This is a genomic window from Pedobacter sp. MC2016-14, assembly GCF_020991475.1.
Classification (GTDB): domain Bacteria; phylum Bacteroidota; class Bacteroidia; order Sphingobacteriales; family Sphingobacteriaceae; genus Pedobacter.
The window spans coordinates 556,917-574,555 of the sequence record NZ_JAJMPA010000003.1 but is presented as its reverse complement, the minus strand read 5'-3'; the positions used below and the strand labels follow the sequence as shown (position 1 = coordinate 574,555).

The following is a 17,639-nucleotide window of genomic DNA, read 5'->3' as shown; positions in this document are numbered from 1 at the left end:
ATGAAGAACAGAAACAGTTTATTAATACTCACATTAACAGGAGTTGTAGTGCTCAGCATACTTTCCTGCAAGAAAAAAGGCCTCGAACTATATGATGAGGCCGCTAATGGAAGCAGTATTTATTTTAAAGAAGCCATCAGTTCTAAAATCCAGCTTCAAAAAAATGTATCATTTGGATATGTTGGTTATAGCGTCATGGACTCTGTGCTTGCCATCCCGGTAGCGGTAACTGGCTATCCAAGCAATGAAGATAGAACATTCCAACTAACCATCACCAATGCTACAACAGCTATCTCAGGTACCCACTATAGTTTTTTACGTCCGCCTGTAATTCGTGCAGGCAGGGTAGTGGATACACTGCTGCTTAGAATTAACAGAACTGCAGATATGGCACTCAAACAGTATGAAATAAACCTCCTACTGGAACAGAATGGCGTATTTACGACTAGTTTGGTGGACACTTCAAAAATATACCTGAAGTACAAAATTTTGCTGGATGACATTGCAGGCGTATCTTATTTATGGACTACCTATTCCAGAGCGGCGGCAATTGTAAATTATTTTGGCGTCTATTCCCGAAGAAAGGTAGACCTCATGATAGAAGTGTTAAAACTCAATCCAAGCTTCTTTTATGATCCTGCAGCTGGTACCATTACCACCACCCAAATTTTGTCTTTTAGCAGGTATATGTACTATTGGCTTAACAAAGAAGCCACTGAAGGAAGAGAATATTTGGATGAGAATGGGGTAGTTATTAAAATGGGGCAGTATGCAAATTAGTGGATTAAATGTTAATCAAAAACAAAATTTTATGAAGACCAATAAAAAATATACGGCTACGCTATTTTCTCTGATCTTAGCTTTTTTAATGGCTGTGTTAACTGGCGGATGCCAAAAAGATTTAGGGAATTACGATATCAATCCTGTAGATTCTCTTGATATCGGCAACATGCAGGAAAGGTACCAGTTTACCATTGGCACCAAAGCAGACATCAAACCTGATTTAAAGTTTTTAAAGGGCAGTGCTTATGCAGAAAATGACTTTAGTTATGAATGGGCCTCGTACGTTGGCAATACTTCTGCAAAAAAAATCATTCATAATGGTAAAAATTTAGATGTAGTCATTCCTTTGGCTATCGGTAATTACCGGGTTTATTATGTGGTTACGCAGAAATCGACAGGCATTACCTGGCAAAAGATGTTTAATCTGGCCATTTATGGTACTTTTCAGCCGGGCGGATGGTTTGTATTGAATGACATCTCAGGTAAATCCAGGTTAGATTATTATCAGGAAGACCGGACTACCTGGAATACCTTTCCACTAATCTATCGCGATTTTACCTCGCTCATAAAGGATGTAAATACTGGAAATGCAATGGAACTAACAGGTAAACCCGTATCTATTACGGCATTCGAAAATAAAGATGTGATTAACGCGACCTCGGTTTACAGACTCTATATCAATACAGATAAGGAAACACAGTGGATCAATATCACATCAGGATTTATCTGGGATAAGCAGCGTTATGTTTTCACTAATGAAACAATATCAGGAGAGCCGACTTTCGTTTCTACTATCTATCCTGGTTTTTCAAATGGCGCATACGCCTACAAAGATCATCAACTGTATCTTTATCATACTACCTATTCTTTGTACGGAACTCCTATTAACCGCATTACAGGTACTCAAGGTACATTTCCAATATCAGAACATCTGGCTGCTCCGCCAAATACCTATATGCATGCCATATTTTTTGATACCCAGGGCAAACGCTTTCTAAGAGCCAATCAAACTGTGAGTGCCGCAACTATAATTACTGTTACCGGTCAGGGCCTCAATATGGCCAGTGTAGAAAAGGATCTGGTATGGATGGGTTCAACTGCTGTATTTAGCGGGCAAGTAGCAGCAATACTTAAAGATAACAATAGCCGATACTATCTGGCAAGAATCAGTTTTCCATACGCTACTGCTACGTCAACTTCCATTACATTGAGCGTAACTTCTTTTGAAGAGGTTACCGATAGGCTAACCGGTATTGGCACTGCTGATAAGTTTGTACTGGACCAGCAATATGGTTATCTATTTTACATGAGTGGCAGCAAGCTTTACCAATATGACATGAATAATAAGGTAGTTAAGCTTGCCAAAGATTACGGAAGCCGCACAGTAACACTCTTGAAATATAATGCTATGAAGTTTGGCGTAGCTAGCGTGCCAAGTAATTTGACCAGATTAGGCACCCCTGGCTACGGTATTATTGTCGGAAGCTATGATGCTCAAAATCCAGCAACATCAGGAACAGTAGATATCTTTAGTGCATCTCCCCTTATGGGAGACCTTACCCTGGCTACGCCATCTTTTACCGGGTTGGGGAAAGTGGTAGATGTAAAGTATAGTGAGCTCTAATTTAAATGATTTTATGATTTTAACTGTTTAAGTTATTATCGTTAAGTAGGGAGGGTGCATCAGAAATGATTGCACCCTCTCTGTTTAAGCTTTAGTTCTCACAATTGATTCGGAGATCTCCGCATCCAATTCTTTTGCTGAAAGCGTAAGATAGGCCAGCAAGGTTGCATTGGTATCTGCATCTGTGTTAGGATGATTCAGCAGTTCCAGTATTCCCAATATTCTTGCAAGAGGCGCGCGTACCAGATGTGATTGGGCCCAGTTAATTTCCCTTAAATGGCGGTTATGTTGTTCAATAGTATGTATGTAATTAATTCTGTCGGTAATGTCCTGCATGGCTCCAATCATACGAAGGGGTTGGCCATAATCGTCAAAAATTAGGAAAACACGGTCCTGCACAAATTTATAACTACCATTAGCACATCTGAAACGGTATTCCGAAGTCCATCGCGACTCCTTAGATTTGATATGTTGCTGTATTTTCTCTGTAATTGGAGTGATATCATCAGGATGCACATTGGCCATCCACCATTCGTAACTCTGAAGCGTCTTGGCGTGTCCGAATATCCCTTTAATTCCTTGGTTCCATACTACTTTACCTGTTGGCATATCCAAATCCCAAATGGCATCACTAGTGGCTTTTGAAACAATATTGTATCGTTCCAGATGGTTCTTAATCTTAAGTTCATGCTCCATCCTTAACGTAATATCCCTTGAATTTGTAATGATTCCCGCAATTGCAGGATCATTTCGCATATCTGTAAGCACTGTTTCTGCCCACCTTAATTTTTTATTTCCGTTAAAATACCTGTACGGCGGAATTTCTACACGCTTATGTATACTCAGATGCGTAAACGCTTGTTCTACCATTTCTCTATCCAGCCTGTGGATGAAACTTAAAGCCGCCTTGCCAACAAGATGTTCAGCTTTCTCACTTAAAATTCGTTCAGAATTGGGACTCACATATTTGTAAATGGTATCGATGTCCATGATGGCAATCAGGTCAGCACCGTCTTGTATCAAGGTTTTAAAACGTCGTTCACTTTCAGTTAAGTTCTCCTCCGCAATAATTTTTTCAGTCTGGTCCAATGCTACCACTATCCTGGCATTTTTTCCATTGTACTGAAGCGAATTTCCTCGGGCATTTACAAAAATAATCTCTCCTGATTTTTTTACATGTCTGGCAAGACAACTGTGCAGCACACCATCTTCAATTTCATTTTCTACAATTTCATGTAGTGATGCAACATCTTCCGGAGGTCGGATGTCTCTTAGCGTCATTTGAAGAAATTCATCCCTGGAATAACCATAGTCAGCAATTGCAGAATCATTTACTGCCAAAAATTTTAAGGAAGGCAACTCATATACCCACATGGGTTGAGGACTGTGGTGAAATAAATCATGATAGTTTTTCTCTGAGCGGAGCAGATCTTCCTGGATTTTTTTGCTTTCTGTAATGTCCAGGCAGGCGCCAACCATTTTAAATGGATTACCGCTTAAGTCGTACTTCAATGTACCCCATGATTTTAGGTGCCTGATCTCTCCATTTGGCCTTAAAATGCGCTCTTCAAACTCTGCATCCCTACCTGTTTCTAATATTGAATGAATAGTGTGGACAACTCTTTCTCTGTCGTTTACATGCAGCAGTTCCAGATACCCTTCAAAAGTGGCTTTAAATTCTGTTTTCTTTAAGCCATAAATAGAATATAGCGTATCCGACCAGGTTACTGTATTTGAAGGTATATCCCATGACCAATTACCGAAATGTGCAAGTTCCTGCCCTTGATTCATTAAAATAGAGGTTTCCTCCAACAGCTCAGCATACTGCCTGTTTTCCATAATTACAGTAACTAAGGCGGCCGCACGTTCTATAATCGTTAACTCGCCCTCATCAGGCGTTTTTACTTCGGCGTAATACATACCAAAGGTAGCTACAACCTCATTATCAGAATTAAAAATAGGGTAAGACCAACATGATTTCAGATTGTGACGTAAAGCAATGTCTTTAAAGTCCTTCCATCGTTCATCGTTTGCAACATCACTGGAGATTACTTTCTGTTTCAAAAAAGCTGCCGCTCCGCAGGAACCCACAAGGTTGCCAATTTCAAGACCATTAAGGGCTAGGTTATAAGCATCAGGTAAAGATGGAGATAGCCAGTTGTAAATGCGACCATTTTTCACCTTCATAATAGAGCACAGCATTTCTGGAAAAATACTTTCTATGCCTTTTATGTAGGTTTTTAACACTTCTGTAATCGAGGCTTTGCTCACAGAATTTAATTCCAAAACCTCTTTTTCCAGATGCTCTAGCGGTACCGTATAATCATTAGCAGCGGTAAGGTCTATCAAACTCTGTATAATGTAAAGTATCTCTTCGTTGTCGTTCAAAATGGGATAACTCTCTATCCGCCAGTTTCGCGGCATACCGGTAACTTGCTGCGGATTTTTTTTAGCGACCACCTCATTCAGCGCATTGTTTAAGGTATGGCCATCAACCATAGAAGGGTTAGAATAATAGGGCAGAACCTCAGAAATTTCTTTTCCAAGCCATTGGTCTATAGCCCTGCCTGTAAGTTTTAGCATGGCACGGTTGGCAGAAAGGACAGTGAAATGAGGCGTATTGTTCTTTAAAACCAAGCTTGGGGCCGGCATAGCATTGTAAATTGCGTTAATTTCGTCCAATGTCATTTTAAAGAGTTTGATGTTATGAAATTAAGATAATTTTCCGAGTATTCATGCGCTCCTAAAATTGTTTATGTAACTTTATTACTGTAAGTAGTTTTAAGCTATATCAAAGGTGATTTTTAAACAAACTGGTAATCAGTCCATTTAGGTCTTATCCTGTTTTTATTAAACTAAGCTGTCATTCCTTAAAAAGCAAATGTTTATATTTGCTAATATTTATAGTATTTACGTAAAGGAACTGATGATATGACTGTAACCGTGCTTGCAATTACAGAACCCGAAATTAAACCAGCTGCGCCCTTATCTAAAGTGATGAATGAACGTTTGCAACGTTTGGCTAAAGTACTTCAGGATGAACATCTAAGTAGTTTAAGCACTGTTGAGCCTTTGTACGAGGATGTAGTTATTTACATTAGTTACAACAAAAATTACGCTGTGCGCTGGAGAATAGTTAATGATGTACCAATAGATACCGAAAATAGAGTAGCCAAAGAATGTGATAAATTGGGATATATTAAATGGAAAACAGAAACGCTTAATATTTTTAAAGCACCATAATTCAAATCAATTAGCATTAATCTAAAACGGTAAGCCCCTCAGTGGCAGTTTTCTTTTTATAAATAAATTGCAGGTAACAAAGGGCAAGTACAGTAATACCTGTGCAGCAGTAAAAGGTTACGGGGATCATTTTAATGTCCTCCACAAACAACCATCCAGCTAATAATGCGCCCATTCCTATCCCTGCTTCCAGCGCAATGTACATTGTTGCCATTGCTTTTCCCCGCTCCGTAGGATTGCTTAAATCTACCGTCCAGGCCGTAACAGTGGGGGATAACATACCTGTTGCCACACCATACAATGCTGAAGCCAGCATTAGCGTAAGTGAGGAGCCAGCACTACCAATTAAAAATAATGCAACTGCCAGAAGCGAGAGTGCTAGCTTTAAGATTTGCGTTCTGCCGTATTGATCTGAAGCCTTGCCTGCCACAAATCTGATTAACAGGGAAGTGAGCGTAAATACCATGAAAAACAAGCCTTTATTGCTGGTGCCTAAAAAAGCACTCCAGTCAGAAATTATGGTTAAAATTACGCCGTAACTTATATAACTTAAAAACATAATAATTATGGAAGGCAGCACACGCGACTCAAAAATGTCTTTACGATTGATCTTTAAATGCGAAAATTGAAAACGCTGTTTAGTCTTTAAAGTCTCTTTCATGTTGTAGAGGATTACTATCGACATCAGTGCGAATAAAGAAGAGCAATAAAAAAGCACATTGATGGAAAAATACTCCGTAATCATACTTCCTATTGCCGGGCCAATAGCCAAACCTGTACTAAAACAAATACCATGTACGCCCATTGCTTCTCCCCATTTTCCCGAAGTTACCAAATCTGCAACGTAGGCGGCAGTAGCTGTTGGTTTAAAACCAGTTGAAAAGCCATGGATCAGGCGCAGCAGCAAAAAGCCGGCAACAGTAGTTAGTACGGGATAAAGAAAGCCGCAGGCGAAGCAAACCAGTGAGCCCACCGCCATGACAGGAACCCGTCCAATTGTATCCGTAAGCTTACCGCTAAAAGGCCTTGAAATCCCAGCTGTCAAAGTAAATAAAGCAATGATTAAGCCTTTGTATTGCGACCCACCCATGCTACTCAAATAAGCAGGTAACTCAGGTATCAGCATATTAAAGCTGGCGGAGAAAAGAAAGGAACTCAAACAAACAAGTCCAAATTGTAAAGAATAAATCGTCTCAGAAGGTTTCGGCATCAAAAGGGTATAGCAGAATTAAGGAACAAATATACCAGAATGACTGTTAATAATGTTATACATTACTACATGAAAGCAGTTGTTATAACCAGTTTCGGTGCGCCCGAAGTTTTAAAAATTGAAGATCGTCCAATTCCGCAAATCAGCAACAACAACCAGGTTTTGATCAGGGTAAAAGCGGCAGGTGTAAACCGTCCAGATGTTTTTCAGCGCAAAGGCAATTACCCTGCTCCTGAAGGCGTACAGGCAGATATTCCCGGCTTGGAAGTAGCTGGTGTAGTTGAAGAATTAGGGGAAGGTGTAACGCAGTGGAAAATCGGAGACAAGGTTTGTGCGCTGGTTGCTGGTGCAGGATATGCAGAATATGTAGCTGTTGATGCAGGGCATTGTTTGCCGGTGCCAGAGAATTTTACTTTTATTGAGGCTGCGAGTTTACCTGAAACCATATTTACAGTATGGCATAATGTATTTCAACGGGGGATGCTTAAAAAAGATGAACATTTTTTAGTACATGGTGGCAGTAGTGGAATTGGCATTACTGCTATTCAACTGGCGAGGGCAATGGGCGCAAAGGTGTTTGCCACGGCTGGCTCGGATGATAAATGTAAAGCGTGTATTGATTTAGGGGCATTATATTGCATCAATTACAGAAACCATGATTTTGAAAAGGAATTAAAAGGTTCTGGAATAGATGTGATTTTGGATATGATAGGTGGAGCTTATTTTAATAAAAATATTGAAATTATGAACCCCGAGGCGCGCATGGTTTATATCAATTCGATGGCTGGTAACACGGTTGAACTGAACATTATGAAAATGATGCAGAAAAGAATCACAATTACCGGAAGCACACTGCGCGGCAGAGATACTGAATTTAAATCAGCATTAGCTCAGGACATTTTAAAAAACATTTGGCCTTTGATAAACTCAGGTAGCTTTAAACCTATTATTTATGCTGTCTTCCCAATTTCTGCTGCTGCGGCGGCCCACCAGTTAATGGAAGAGGGCAGTCATATTGGGAAAATAGTATTGGAACTTTAAAAAAATATTCCATGCATAAATAGAGTTTTTTGGAATTTTGGATACAGATTTGCTTACACAGCAGTATATCTTAAAACAATCTATTATGACAAACAACATCAAAAAAACAGTAATCAGTTGCCTTTTCCTGGCAGCGGCAGCTAGTGCGTCGGCACAGATCAAATTGAATACCAAAGCCATCGGTGCACTTCAAAAAGGTGCTAAAGCTGTAACCATCAGTGATGAAGATGCAGCCAAGCTTGCTAAAGAAAGTATAGACTGGATGGATGCACACAATCCAGTAGCTAGCGCTAACGACCCTTATACCATTAGATTGAATAAAATATTTGGTAAGCATAAAAATGAAGATGGCCTTACACTTAACTACAAAGTTTATAAAGTTGTAGATATTAACGCGTTTGCTTGTGCTGACGGTTCTATTCGTGTGTTTTCAGCACTGATGGATAAAATGACTGATGAAGAACTTCTGGCCATTATTGGTCATGAGATTGGTCATGTTAAAAATCATGATACCCGCGATGCCATGCGCTCAGCTTATAAACGTGCAGCTATAAATGATGCCGCGTCTTCGCAATCTGGCGTAATTAGTGCGCTATCTGATACACAGCTTGGTGTTCTTGCAAATTCAATGTTAGAGTCAAAATTTAGCCGTAAGCAGGAAACACAGGCAGACGATTATGGATACGAATTTTTAAAGAAACATAAATACAACGTAATGGCAATGTCTACGGCTTTCAAAAAATTACAGAGCTTGAGTTCTGGCGAGAAACAAAGCAAAATGCAGAAAATGATGAGTTCGCATCCTGATAGTGGCGATCGTGCGGCGGCTGTTGAACAGAAAGCAAAAAAAGATGGTCTTACCAAATAGTTTAAGAAATAACCAGCCCATAGCCTTTTAATATTAGGGCTGGGCTGGTTGTCAAACAATTTAATTATACAAAGTACATTAAAGATATTTATATGGAAAATGAATCAAAGCAACAACCGAAGCCCTCAGATGATGTTCAATTGGAGATTGAAACTGTTACACCTGATACAGAAAAAAACGCAATAGAAAATGATAATGAAGTAAAGAAAGATTCAAAAGAAACAGTAGCGCCTGAAGTAACAGGAGAAAGTGAAACAGAAGAAAACAGTGCTACTGAAGAAGAAAATAATAAATCAGATGAGCACAAAGCTCAGCCGGGTGCTCCAGACATTGAAACCGTATCTCCTTAAATTACATACATAATCACAACAAATGAAAAATTACCAGTTACTATTAGCTGCCAGTATTTTAGTCGCATTTGCATCTTGCAGCCCAAATACAACATCTACTGACAATAATAGTGTTAATGCAGATTCAGTAAGTACCCAGGCTGAAGAAAAATTGCTATATGCAAAAATGAATATCAAGGCGGATATCAAACAAGGGGATTCTGTATTATTGAAATTTACGGTTTACAATCCGGCTGATACGGCCATGCAATTTTGTAAATGGCATACGCCGTTTGAACCATTGATCAGTAAATACCTTGACATCACTGATGAAAATGGTAATGAAGTAGCTTACCAAGGTGCAATGGCTAAAAGGGTGATGCCACCTCCGGCAGATAGCTATTTAAAAGTCCAACCTGGTGATAGTTTAGCTGTAACCGTAGATGTGTTAAAAGGTTATGCAATTACCAAACCTGCTACATATACCCTCAAGTATTCAGGTCAAAATATGAGTGGCTTAATTGTTAAAGACAGCGTAGTATTTGTTTACGGCAAATAATTTGAAGTAATCTTAATTAGATTGGAGTGGAGCGTAAATCAGAATAATATCGGCTACAAAATCTATGTAAGTTTTTCATTCAAATAGCGACTGTGTATCAAATACAGTCGCTATTATTTTTTTAGTGCTCTATTATTTCTTTCAATACAGGCCAAATGTTCTGCGCTATAATTTCATATCCTTCTGCAAGAGGATGAATGCCATCAACTAAATTTAGATGCTGAACCCCGGCAACTCCATCCAAAAAGAAAGGTACAAATGCCATTTGATTTGCCCTGGCCAAATTTCTGTAAATTCGTCTAAAAGCCTCGGCCCGTTCACCTGGTATCCAGGCAGGGAGTTCCATTCCCAGCAGTAAGAGTTTTGCAAAAGGATACTTTTCTTTCACCTGATTAATAATCATTTGCAGGTTGTTCTCTGTATCCTGAGCCGGAAGCCCCCTCAGCATATCATTGGCACCAAGTTCCAGTACAAAAATATCTACTTGAGTTTGTAGCGCGCTAGCAATACGAGCAAGTCCATCTGCAGATGTGTCTCCGCTAATTCCTGCATTTATAACGATGTAGTCAAGGTTCAATTGATTCAATTTTTGCTGAAGCAAAGCAGGGAATGACTGTTCGTGTACTTTAATAAGGCCGTAACCGGCAGTTAGGCTATCTCCAAAAAATAATATGTTTTTCATCTCTATGCATCGTATATAAGCGCTATATGCCGTATTCTTTCGCAGTAGCATTTATCATGTCAAGGTTCATGGTGGTGATAATGGCTACAAGTTATTAATGTTTAGGTCAGCTATATGCAGGAATTGGTGTTTTTGCTATGATCTTTATAAAATGTTGCATACAGATGAATATTTACCTATACTTACAGGGTTTACAGGCCCTAATTTAACATCCATTTAACGAAATGAAAATAGCATTTTTTTCTGCCAAACCTTACGATAAGACATTTTTCAACAAGCACAATGCACCCTATAATTTTGAATTGCAGTATTGGGAAACCCATTTAGGTCCGCACATTGCAAACGCAGTTGATGAAGGTACAGAAGTAATTTGCGCATTTGTAAATGATAAATTGAATGAAGAAGTAATAGATGTACTTGCAGCAAAAGGTGTTAAAATAATTGCTTTACGATGCGCAGGATTTAATAATGTAAACCTTGAAACTGCAAAAAAGCATGGCATTAAAGTCTGCAGGGTACCTGCTTATTCGCCTGAAGCTGTTGCTGAGCATGCCGTAGCGATGTTGCTGACCTTGAACAGAAAAACCCACAAAGCTTACAACCGGGTACGTGAACAGAACTTTTCACTTAATGGTTTGCTGGGCTTTAATTTACATGGCAAAACTGTAGGCGTAATAGGAACAGGCAAGATAGGAAAGGCTTTCTGCAATATTATGCTGGGCTTTGGTTGTAAGGTCATAGCTTATGATATTTACGAAGACCAGGAACTGAAAGATAAAGGGATTCAATATTTGCCCTTTAAAGAGGTTTTAAATGGCGCTTCGATCATTTCTTTACATTGTCCGTTAACAGCAGATAACCGTTATTTGATCAATAAAGAATCATTGGCAGAAATGCCCAAAGGCGTTACCATTATCAATACCAGTCGCGGTGGTTTATTACATACACAGGATGTAATCGAAGCGTTAAAGACCGGTCAAATTTCCTATCTTGGTATAGATGTGTACGAACAGGAAGATAAATTGTTCTTCAAGGATTTGTCCAGTGTAATCATCGAAGATGATGAAATTCAACGTTTAATGAGTTTTCCAAATGTGCTGGTTACCGGGCACCAGGCCTTTTTTACTGAAGATGCACTTGCACAGATTTCCAGCATTACACTAAACAGCATCAATGAACTGATCCATCATTTACCACACAAAGATCCATCAGTTGTACTGGCGTAGATTGTGAACTTTCTTTTTTTGATTTTGCAGCTTTAATTGAGCTACATTATTAAATCTGATATTTTTCGGTCCCAGGAGTTTGTTTTTCAGTCTATCTGTTATGAACCACAAAACAAACATTGCGAAAATTATTGGCCTGGGCATGATATTGACAGGTATTTTTGCCTTTAAGACTAATATTACCAAAACAGATCGCAATCAAGTGCTATCTGTCGATGATAATTTCCTGATGTATAACGGGAAAAAATATTTGCCTGGGGATACGGTTTACGGCTATAAAAATTATATAAAACTGGTTGTGGGAGATAAGGATGCCCCATTGCTACTTGGCGTTCCGCATGACGGTCAGGTTAAAGGTGATCCTGAAATTCCTGAAACAGGAAAAACTGGCAGAGATATTAATACACTACCTTTTGCTACTGCAATTTCAGATGCATTTAGAAAGGATACACGTAAAAGGCCCTGGATGGTGATCAATACGCTAGGGAGGAAGAGAATGGATCCAAATACTTTTCCAGATGAAGTAGATGAGCGTTACACCAATGAAGATGCAAAAAAATCATGGCTTAGCTATCATGAAATGATGTTAACAGCAAGAACAGCTATGGCAAATGCACAAAAAACTGGTAAAGGTGCTTTGTTTGTAGATGTTCATGGACATGCGCATACGTATGCTGCACCTATGCCTTATATTTCTGTAAGCGGTAAGTTACTAAGTAGCAAATTTATAGACCAAACTGAAATTGGTTATGGATTGACAGCTGAGGCATTGAGAAAGGATGATGCTTATTTAGATCAGTTGGCAGATTCATCCACAATATATGCCATTGCTAAGGCCAATCCTGATAAAAAATTCTCTGCGCTTATTCGCGGAAATGAAAGCTTTGGCGGTTTATTGGAAGCTGAAAAAGTACACGCTGTGCCTGGTAATGATTTAAAAATGCCTGAAAAAAATGAAGATTTGTTTGGTGATGCGAAGTCTGGTTATAGGCCATATTTTAACGGTGGTTTCCTTACCCGTAAATATGGTTCAGCTGCAAAAGGGAAAACCATAATTGGCTTCAACGATAACATCTCGGCATTACAAATTGAAACTCCGGGAATTACAGTTCGAAATAATGATGCGGTGATTTCTATCTCTGCGCCGCGTTTTGAACGTGCCATTGTAAAATATCTCAAAATCTGGTACGGATATAAGTTCTAAGTATTTTTGAAAAGGCAACTGGTCTGAAAATTGCTTCCTGCATCCTAAATATTTTTTATGAAATCCCTTTCGATGTTAGTGTTTGCATTATTGTTAAGTCCGGTTGCTTTTTCCCAGTCAGACCGCCCAAAGGAACTGACGCCTGCTATTCTGGCAAGTATAAAAAGTAAAGCAGAAACAAAATCAATTAAGTTTAAGCAGTCGCTTGATAAAGAAGAGTTAACAGCAACTGAAATTAATTTTTCTACAGATACTTTTAAAGTAGAAGAAGTTGCCCGACTAAGAATGGATGTGGATTACTCAACCTCTGGAATGACAAATACTGTTGTTGATAGGGCATCATCTTATGATAAGTTGCTGAATAAATACTACAAATTGCTTTTGAATGCCTTAAAACCAGCTGATAAAAATGCACTGATTGCTGCGCAACGTTCCTGGATCACGTACCGTGATGCGGAGACCAAATTGATCTCTACGATGAGAAAAGATATCTATTCAGGTGGCGGAACCATTCAGTCAAATATTGCCTCGGCTGCCTATGCCGATCTTGTTGTTCAAAGAACCTTAGCGATATTCAATTACTACAATAGCATTTATTCTATAAAATAGAGGATAAGTACCTGTTAGATGCGAAACATGATCATTTTGTAACATTACTGAGAGGCTCAGGCTATGCTTTTTAGTTGCAAAGGACTACTTTTGCACAAATGTTACAAGAGACAATTCTACTGTGCCTGGTATCTTTATGTGCTGGTTTTATTGATGCTATAGTGGGCGGCGGTGGACTACTACAAACGCCGGCTATGCTAATCATCCTGCCGCAGTATCCTGTTGCAACAATTTTTGGAACTACAAAAATACCCTCTATTAGTGGAACCGCATTGGCGGCTTATAAGTACTCAAGAAACGTGACACTAGCTTATGAGGTGCTTCTACCTGTAATAGTAGTTGCTTTTTTTGGTTCGCTACTCGGTGCTTATTGCGTATCTATGATCGACAGTGCAGTTATCAAACCTGTAATTTTGGTTATTCTAATTGCCGTAGGACTCTATACTTTTACAAAAAAGGATTTTGGTTTACAGCAACATAAAGTAATTTCCTATATCAAAGCTTTAAGTACCGGACTCACATTTGGTTTCGTCATTGGCTTCTATGACGGATTAATAGGTCCCGGAACAGGGACATTCCTGGTACTGGCCTTTATTAGTCTGTTGGGAAGTGATTTTATTCATGCCAGTGCATCTGCAAAGTATGTAAACGTGGCTACGAATATTGCAGCGATTATTTATTTTGGCAGCACGGGTCATATTATTTATGAATTTGCGATACCAATGGCAGCGTTTAACCTGCTTGGTTCCTATCTGGGGACGAAATTAGCACTGTTAAAAGGCAATAAATTTATCCGGATATTTTTCCTGATCATTATAGCAGGTACCATTTTGAGGTTTGCCTGGGATATTTTCCTTAAAGACTTGTAACTACACGAAATCCCTGATTGCTGAAGGATGCTTTAGGATTTATATTTCCAATGTCAACAGAGTTAAAAAAGTCGCAGGAATTTTTACTGCACCACCAGGATCCTCCGCGGGCATGTACAATTGTTCTTTTAGCCGGATCAGTTGGTAAACTTCCCTGACAGAATTCAAATACATTGCCATACATATCATATAAGCCCCATTTATTGGGTTTAAAACTTGCCACAGGGGCAGTATACATAAATCCATCTGCATAATCGGGTTCCAAATGATTTTTGCCCAGCCAAATGTTTGCATACCCGGAAATTTCTGATTTCTCTGGTCCCCAAAAGTATCGGTCATCACCATTTCCGGCCCTTGATGCCACTTCCCATTCCTCGAAAGAGGGGAGGCGTACCTTAGCCCATTTACAGTAGGCCTGGATGTCGTTGTAGCTAATGGTGGTTACTGGGTGGTTCATTTTATCTTTAATGCCGCCCCTGCTTATGCCATTTGGGTACCTCCAATAGGCAGTACTGTCATTTATCCATCTAAATTCCGGAAGTCCGGCCTTAAAAACCATAGCGTTTTTTAATCTTTCCGCATCGGTAATATAATTCGTGGCAGTAACGAAGTTTTCAAATTCAGCATTGGTCAGTTCGGTATTAGAAATTTTAAAGGAATTCAGCTGTATTTTTCTGTAGGGGTTAATGGAATGGCCTTTAGATCCTACCCAGTAACTTCCCGAAGGAATTTCTATCTCTCTATTAGCTGTTTGAGCCTCAACTTGAGTCACAAAAATCATTGTTAACAGTAAAAATAACAGCCGCACCTACTTGTTTTTATGGTAAAAATTCATTGCCCTGCTAATGATTAAATCTTCATTAGCCTTGTTGTATTGAATATATGTCCTGTGACTTGCCGTATCACCATACAACTTTCTATAACTTTCTGACGCTAAAAATGGTTGATATTCATTGTCTTTCATAATTAAAAACAATAATGTAAGCAATCCCATGTCCTTGCGGTCATTTTGAAAATTTGAAATAATGAATGGGATCATTTCTTTGGCGTTTATAGTGTATAAAGCTACTTTATAGTTTAATCCCATTCTTTTACTTCTGGTTACAGACTCTTTAATTAGTGACATCACACTGTCCCGGTTTGAATTTAAAAACAGTCGTTGGCGTTCGCTCCAGGTATATTCTGGAAAAGGTTCATCTAAATAAGCAAATATCTTGGTGTGCTCCTGAGGCATCGGCTCTATGATGTCGCAATTCTGCGCATAGTCTTCCGCATGAATCATGGTGTAGGTGAATTTTTCTCTTAAACTCAAGGACTGATAGGTTTTAACGCCTAGTTTAATGGATTCTGAGTCATTGGGGATTTTCTCAACCAATGATTTTACCTTGGCCAAACCATATGGAGGAGTAGAAATTTTAAATCGGTACTGCTTGTAGGCACTTTCCTCTTTGCTTTGGGCGGATACTACAGAACTGAAAATAATTAGCAAGAAAAAAAACAGGTATTTCATAGGGAGTTTCATCTGGAGTTAAATTGAGATTAACGTTTTCTTTTATTGGTCAGGTATTTTCTTAATGGAATGTCGTATGTCACCATGATTAGATATGCAAAGGCAGGTAGCAGAATTAATGCGCTGATGATAATTATTGCCAGTTGCATGTTGTCGGGCTTGTGGTTAGTAAAATAGTTGCCAAACATCCAGAGGAAAGCATAGTGTGTCATATATAAGGGATAGGATATTTTACCAGAAAAAGTGCAAAGTTTTTGCAGGCTTGGTGTTAATGTGGCTCCTGCACCCAATGCAATAATCACTGGGAAATAAAACAGTACAATGAAAGGCTCAACTAACCAGTTCCAGGTTGAAGAAGGAGAGATAAATGCAAATAATAACAACACAGTAAGGCCAATAAATCCCAGTTTATTTTTGATAATCCATTTGGAACGGTAAATGAGCATTCCTGCTAAAAATGAATATGAAATACGGGCAGCTCCGTCCCAAAATGTGGGGCCACTCCATCCGCCCAATAAATTACCGGAGCGGTAAGCTACAAAACAAACGGCCAGGGCAGATATTACAGTGAACAAAAACAGCAAACTGCGACCAATTCTATACAATACAAAGGCGTAAACAATATTGGCAACGTATTCCCAGAATAATGACCATGCAGGTGCATTGAAACTGAATAGATTAAAACCACGGTCTTCTATAACAGGAAAAGGAACAAGTAGAATAGAACAAATAAAAGTTAAAATGATTTTGCCGGTAGTATACAATTCCGGGTGCCCGCCAAAAGGGTCAAAGAGAAATGCCAGCAGGCCTAATACTGATCCCGCAATAACCAATGGGTGCAATCTTATAAATCTGGATTTAAAAAATTCAACGATGCCCATTTCTGCCATGCGGTTATCATAAGCATAAGCAATTACAAAACCTGACAGGCAGAAAAAGAAGTCTACCGCTAAAAATCCATGTCCGATAAAGTTTTTGCCTGGATCGGTAAATATCCATTCCATAAAATGAAATAAAACAACGACGAGCGCAGCAAAGCCTCTTAGTCCATCTAGTATTTCAAAATGCTGTTTTGGTTTTAGAATTTCAGGGTTCAATTTGCTCATATTAGTCCAAGAATAAGGAATAATAAGGCATCATCCAATTTTACCCATAATTATGTTACTTATTTCATATGCATTGCTATACACCATGAAGTGCCCTCCGCCATTAATCACAACGTCAGGTTTATTGTATCTCATTGGAAGGGTGTAGTCATCATTTCCATGTATATGTGTTATATTTTCTGGCCTTTCAATATTTCTCCAGTTTAGAATGCATGTTAGCGCCCATTTTAAAAACAATGGGTCACTGTCTTTAATTAGTTGTTTTAGCATAATTTTATCATCACTTGTCTTAGCACCCATAAACTTAAGACCAGCATTCGCATTAGACTTCAATAAGTTTAGCGGTAATATTTTTTGCAGACTCAATTTTCCTGCTAACCTAAAATACCAGGGCAATTCATTAAAAACCGGAGTGCTGGAAATTAAAAAAGTATGAACAGGATTAAAGCGTTTTGCAATCTCTACGGAAATCATTCCACCAAAAGATAAACCAATTAAATAAAAAGGACTTGACGTATCTATTCTCGCAGCCAGTCTGCAAGCATAATCTTCTAAAGATTCATTAAGAACCGGATTAATCCAATCGAGATAAATTAATTCAAAATGAGAAGGGAAAGTAAGTTTTTTAAAAGCTCTTCTGTCTGCGCCTAAACCACTTATAAAATATATTCTATTCTTGTTTTGCTCTAATAAACCTGGCATAAATTTATGTTGTATTTATTGCAACTATCAATTGTTAATATCGTTAAATATAACAATAACTAATTGTACAACTG

Annotated in this window: 18 protein-coding genes; 11 read left to right on the top strand and 7 right to left on the bottom strand. The window is 38.7% G+C overall.

Features of this window, described 5'->3' with window-relative positions; all coding sequences use genetic code 11:
- Together LPB86_RS17880 and LPB86_RS17875 are read left to right on the top strand one after the other, a co-directional pair.
- The gene (locus LPB86_RS17880; RefSeq protein WP_230692773.1) at nucleotides 1–780 is read left to right on the top strand and encodes a DUF4843 domain-containing protein; all 780 of its coding nucleotides are present in this window, start codon (nucleotides 1–3) and stop codon (nucleotides 778–780) included.
- Nucleotides 781–811: 31 nt separating this feature from the next.
- Nucleotides 812–2,407: a PKD-like family lipoprotein gene (locus LPB86_RS17875; RefSeq protein WP_230692772.1), complete on the top strand. Its 1,596-nt coding sequence runs from the start codon at nucleotides 812–814 to the stop codon at nucleotides 2,405–2,407.
- 84 nt (nucleotides 2,408–2,491) lie between these two features.
- Here the strand turns inward: LPB86_RS17875 and LPB86_RS17870 are convergent, their stop codons facing one another.
- Nucleotides 2,492–5,095: a PAS domain-containing protein gene (locus LPB86_RS17870; RefSeq protein WP_230692771.1), complete on the bottom strand. Its 2,604-nt coding sequence runs from the start codon at nucleotides 5,093–5,095 to the stop codon at nucleotides 2,492–2,494.
- Between the two features lie 243 nt (nucleotides 5,096–5,338).
- Here LPB86_RS17870 and LPB86_RS17865 point away from each other — a divergent pair, with 243 nt between their 5' ends.
- Nucleotides 5,339–5,650: a hypothetical protein gene (locus tag LPB86_RS17865; RefSeq protein ID WP_230692770.1), complete on the top strand. Its 312-nt coding sequence runs from the start codon at nucleotides 5,339–5,341 to the stop codon at nucleotides 5,648–5,650.
- A 16-nt stretch (nucleotides 5,651–5,666) separates the two neighbouring features.
- Here the strand turns inward: LPB86_RS17865 and LPB86_RS17860 are convergent, their stop codons facing one another.
- Complete coding sequence (locus tag LPB86_RS17860; protein ID WP_230692769.1) at nucleotides 5,667–6,860, bottom strand: MFS transporter; 1,194 nt, start codon at nucleotides 6,858–6,860, stop codon at nucleotides 5,667–5,669.
- Between the two features lie 69 nt (nucleotides 6,861–6,929).
- Between LPB86_RS17860 and LPB86_RS17855 the strand changes: the two genes are divergently transcribed.
- From LPB86_RS17855 to LPB86_RS17840, 4 genes are all read left to right on the top strand, one after another.
- A complete protein-coding gene (locus LPB86_RS17855) occupies nucleotides 6,930–7,901 on the top strand; it encodes an NAD(P)H-quinone oxidoreductase (RefSeq protein WP_230692768.1) in 972 nt (323 codons plus the stop codon).
- A gap of 85 nt (nucleotides 7,902–7,986) precedes the next feature.
- On the top strand, nucleotides 7,987–8,769 hold the full coding sequence (locus LPB86_RS17850) for a M48 family metallopeptidase (RefSeq protein ID WP_230692767.1): 783 nt from the start codon (nucleotides 7,987–7,989) through the stop codon (nucleotides 8,767–8,769).
- A 92-nt stretch (nucleotides 8,770–8,861) separates the two neighbouring features.
- Nucleotides 8,862–9,119 (top strand): hypothetical protein, encoded by a 258-nt coding sequence (locus tag LPB86_RS17845; protein WP_230692766.1) that lies wholly within the window; start codon nucleotides 8,862–8,864, stop codon nucleotides 9,117–9,119.
- Nucleotides 9,120–9,141: 22 nt separating this feature from the next.
- The gene (locus LPB86_RS17840; protein WP_230692765.1) at nucleotides 9,142–9,657 is read left to right on the top strand and encodes a protease; all 516 of its coding nucleotides are present in this window, start codon (nucleotides 9,142–9,144) and stop codon (nucleotides 9,655–9,657) included.
- A gap of 121 nt (nucleotides 9,658–9,778) precedes the next feature.
- On the opposite strand, the gene LPB86_RS17835 is transcribed toward LPB86_RS17840, so the two are convergent.
- Nucleotides 9,779–10,339 carry an arylesterase gene (locus LPB86_RS17835; protein WP_230692764.1) on the bottom strand — a complete coding sequence of 187 codons (561 nt, stop codon included), beginning with the start codon at nucleotides 10,337–10,339 and terminating at the stop codon, nucleotides 9,779–9,781.
- 224 nt (nucleotides 10,340–10,563) lie between these two features.
- On the opposite strand from LPB86_RS17835, the gene LPB86_RS17830 reads away from it, so the two are divergent.
- The 4 genes from LPB86_RS17830 to LPB86_RS17815 all read left to right on the top strand — a co-directional run bounded on the left by LPB86_RS17830 (nucleotide 10,564) and on the right by LPB86_RS17815 (nucleotide 14,247).
- Entirely contained in the window at nucleotides 10,564–11,565 is a 1,002-nt protein-coding gene (locus LPB86_RS17830) for a 2-hydroxyacid dehydrogenase (protein ID WP_230692763.1), read from the top strand.
- A 100-nt stretch (nucleotides 11,566–11,665) separates the two neighbouring features.
- On the top strand, nucleotides 11,666–12,769 hold the full coding sequence (locus LPB86_RS17825) for a hypothetical protein (RefSeq protein ID WP_230692762.1): 1,104 nt from the start codon (nucleotides 11,666–11,668) through the stop codon (nucleotides 12,767–12,769).
- 57 nt (nucleotides 12,770–12,826) lie between these two features.
- Nucleotides 12,827–13,378 carry a lysozyme inhibitor LprI family protein gene (locus LPB86_RS17820; protein ID WP_230692761.1) on the top strand — a complete coding sequence of 184 codons (552 nt, stop codon included), beginning with the start codon at nucleotides 12,827–12,829 and terminating at the stop codon, nucleotides 13,376–13,378.
- Nucleotides 13,379–13,476: 98 nt separating this feature from the next.
- Nucleotides 13,477–14,247 (top strand): TSUP family transporter, encoded by a 771-nt coding sequence (locus LPB86_RS17815; RefSeq protein ID WP_230692760.1) that lies wholly within the window; start codon nucleotides 13,477–13,479, stop codon nucleotides 14,245–14,247.
- Here LPB86_RS17815 and LPB86_RS17810 read toward each other — a convergent pair.
- From LPB86_RS17810 to LPB86_RS17795, 4 genes are read right to left on the bottom strand one after another with little or no spacing between them, the layout of a single operon-like run.
- On the bottom strand, nucleotides 14,234–15,019 hold the full coding sequence (locus LPB86_RS17810) for an SUMF1/EgtB/PvdO family nonheme iron enzyme (protein ID WP_230692759.1): 786 nt from the start codon (nucleotides 15,017–15,019) through the stop codon (nucleotides 14,234–14,236). The genes LPB86_RS17815 and LPB86_RS17810 overlap by 14 nt on opposite strands.
- A 36-nt stretch (nucleotides 15,020–15,055) precedes the next feature.
- Entirely contained in the window at nucleotides 15,056–15,769 is a 714-nt protein-coding gene (locus LPB86_RS17805; RefSeq protein WP_230692758.1) for a hypothetical protein, read from the bottom strand.
- Between the two features lie 17 nt (nucleotides 15,770–15,786).
- On the bottom strand, nucleotides 15,787–16,863 hold the full coding sequence (locus tag LPB86_RS17800) for an acyltransferase (protein ID WP_230692757.1): 1,077 nt from the start codon (nucleotides 16,861–16,863) through the stop codon (nucleotides 15,787–15,789).
- A gap of 30 nt (nucleotides 16,864–16,893) precedes the next feature.
- Complete coding sequence (locus LPB86_RS17795) at nucleotides 16,894–17,565, bottom strand: alpha/beta fold hydrolase (protein ID WP_230692756.1); 672 nt, start codon at nucleotides 17,563–17,565, stop codon at nucleotides 16,894–16,896.
- Nucleotides 17,566–17,639: the final 74 nt, after the last annotated feature.

Bases quoted from the DNA above. Each gene is read 5' to 3' on its own strand.
- LPB86_RS17880 (WP_230692773.1), top strand. From the start codon at position 1: ATGAAGAACAGAAACAGTTTATTAATACTCACATTAACAGGAGTTGTA.
- LPB86_RS17875 (WP_230692772.1), top strand. From the start codon at position 812: ATGAAGACCAATAAAAAATATACGGCTACGCTATTTTCTCTGATCTTA.
- LPB86_RS17870 (WP_230692771.1), bottom strand. From the start codon at position 5,095: ATGACATTGGACGAAATTAACGCAATTTACAATGCTATGCCGGCCCCA.
- LPB86_RS17865 (WP_230692770.1), top strand. From the start codon at position 5,339: ATGACTGTAACCGTGCTTGCAATTACAGAACCCGAAATTAAACCAGCT.
- LPB86_RS17860 (WP_230692769.1), bottom strand. From the start codon at position 6,860: ATGCCGAAACCTTCTGAGACGATTTATTCTTTACAATTTGGACTTGTT.
- LPB86_RS17855 (WP_230692768.1), top strand. From the start codon at position 6,930: ATGAAAGCAGTTGTTATAACCAGTTTCGGTGCGCCCGAAGTTTTAAAA.
- LPB86_RS17850 (WP_230692767.1), top strand. From the start codon at position 7,987: ATGACAAACAACATCAAAAAAACAGTAATCAGTTGCCTTTTCCTGGCA.
- LPB86_RS17845 (WP_230692766.1), top strand. From the start codon at position 8,862: ATGGAAAATGAATCAAAGCAACAACCGAAGCCCTCAGATGATGTTCAA.
- LPB86_RS17840 (WP_230692765.1), top strand. From the start codon at position 9,142: ATGAAAAATTACCAGTTACTATTAGCTGCCAGTATTTTAGTCGCATTT.
- LPB86_RS17835 (WP_230692764.1), bottom strand. From the start codon at position 10,339: ATGAAAAACATATTATTTTTTGGAGATAGCCTAACTGCCGGTTACGGC.
- LPB86_RS17830 (WP_230692763.1), top strand. From the start codon at position 10,564: ATGAAAATAGCATTTTTTTCTGCCAAACCTTACGATAAGACATTTTTC.
- LPB86_RS17825 (WP_230692762.1), top strand. From the start codon at position 11,666: ATGAACCACAAAACAAACATTGCGAAAATTATTGGCCTGGGCATGATA.
- LPB86_RS17820 (WP_230692761.1), top strand. From the start codon at position 12,827: ATGAAATCCCTTTCGATGTTAGTGTTTGCATTATTGTTAAGTCCGGTT.
- LPB86_RS17815 (WP_230692760.1), top strand. From the start codon at position 13,477: ATGTTACAAGAGACAATTCTACTGTGCCTGGTATCTTTATGTGCTGGT.
- LPB86_RS17805 (WP_230692758.1), bottom strand. From the start codon at position 15,769: ATGAAACTCCCTATGAAATACCTGTTTTTTTTCTTGCTAATTATTTTC.
- LPB86_RS17800 (WP_230692757.1), bottom strand. From the start codon at position 16,863: ATGAGCAAATTGAACCCTGAAATTCTAAAACCAAAACAGCATTTTGAA.
- LPB86_RS17795 (WP_230692756.1), bottom strand. From the start codon at position 17,565: ATGCCAGGTTTATTAGAGCAAAACAAGAATAGAATATATTTTATAAGT.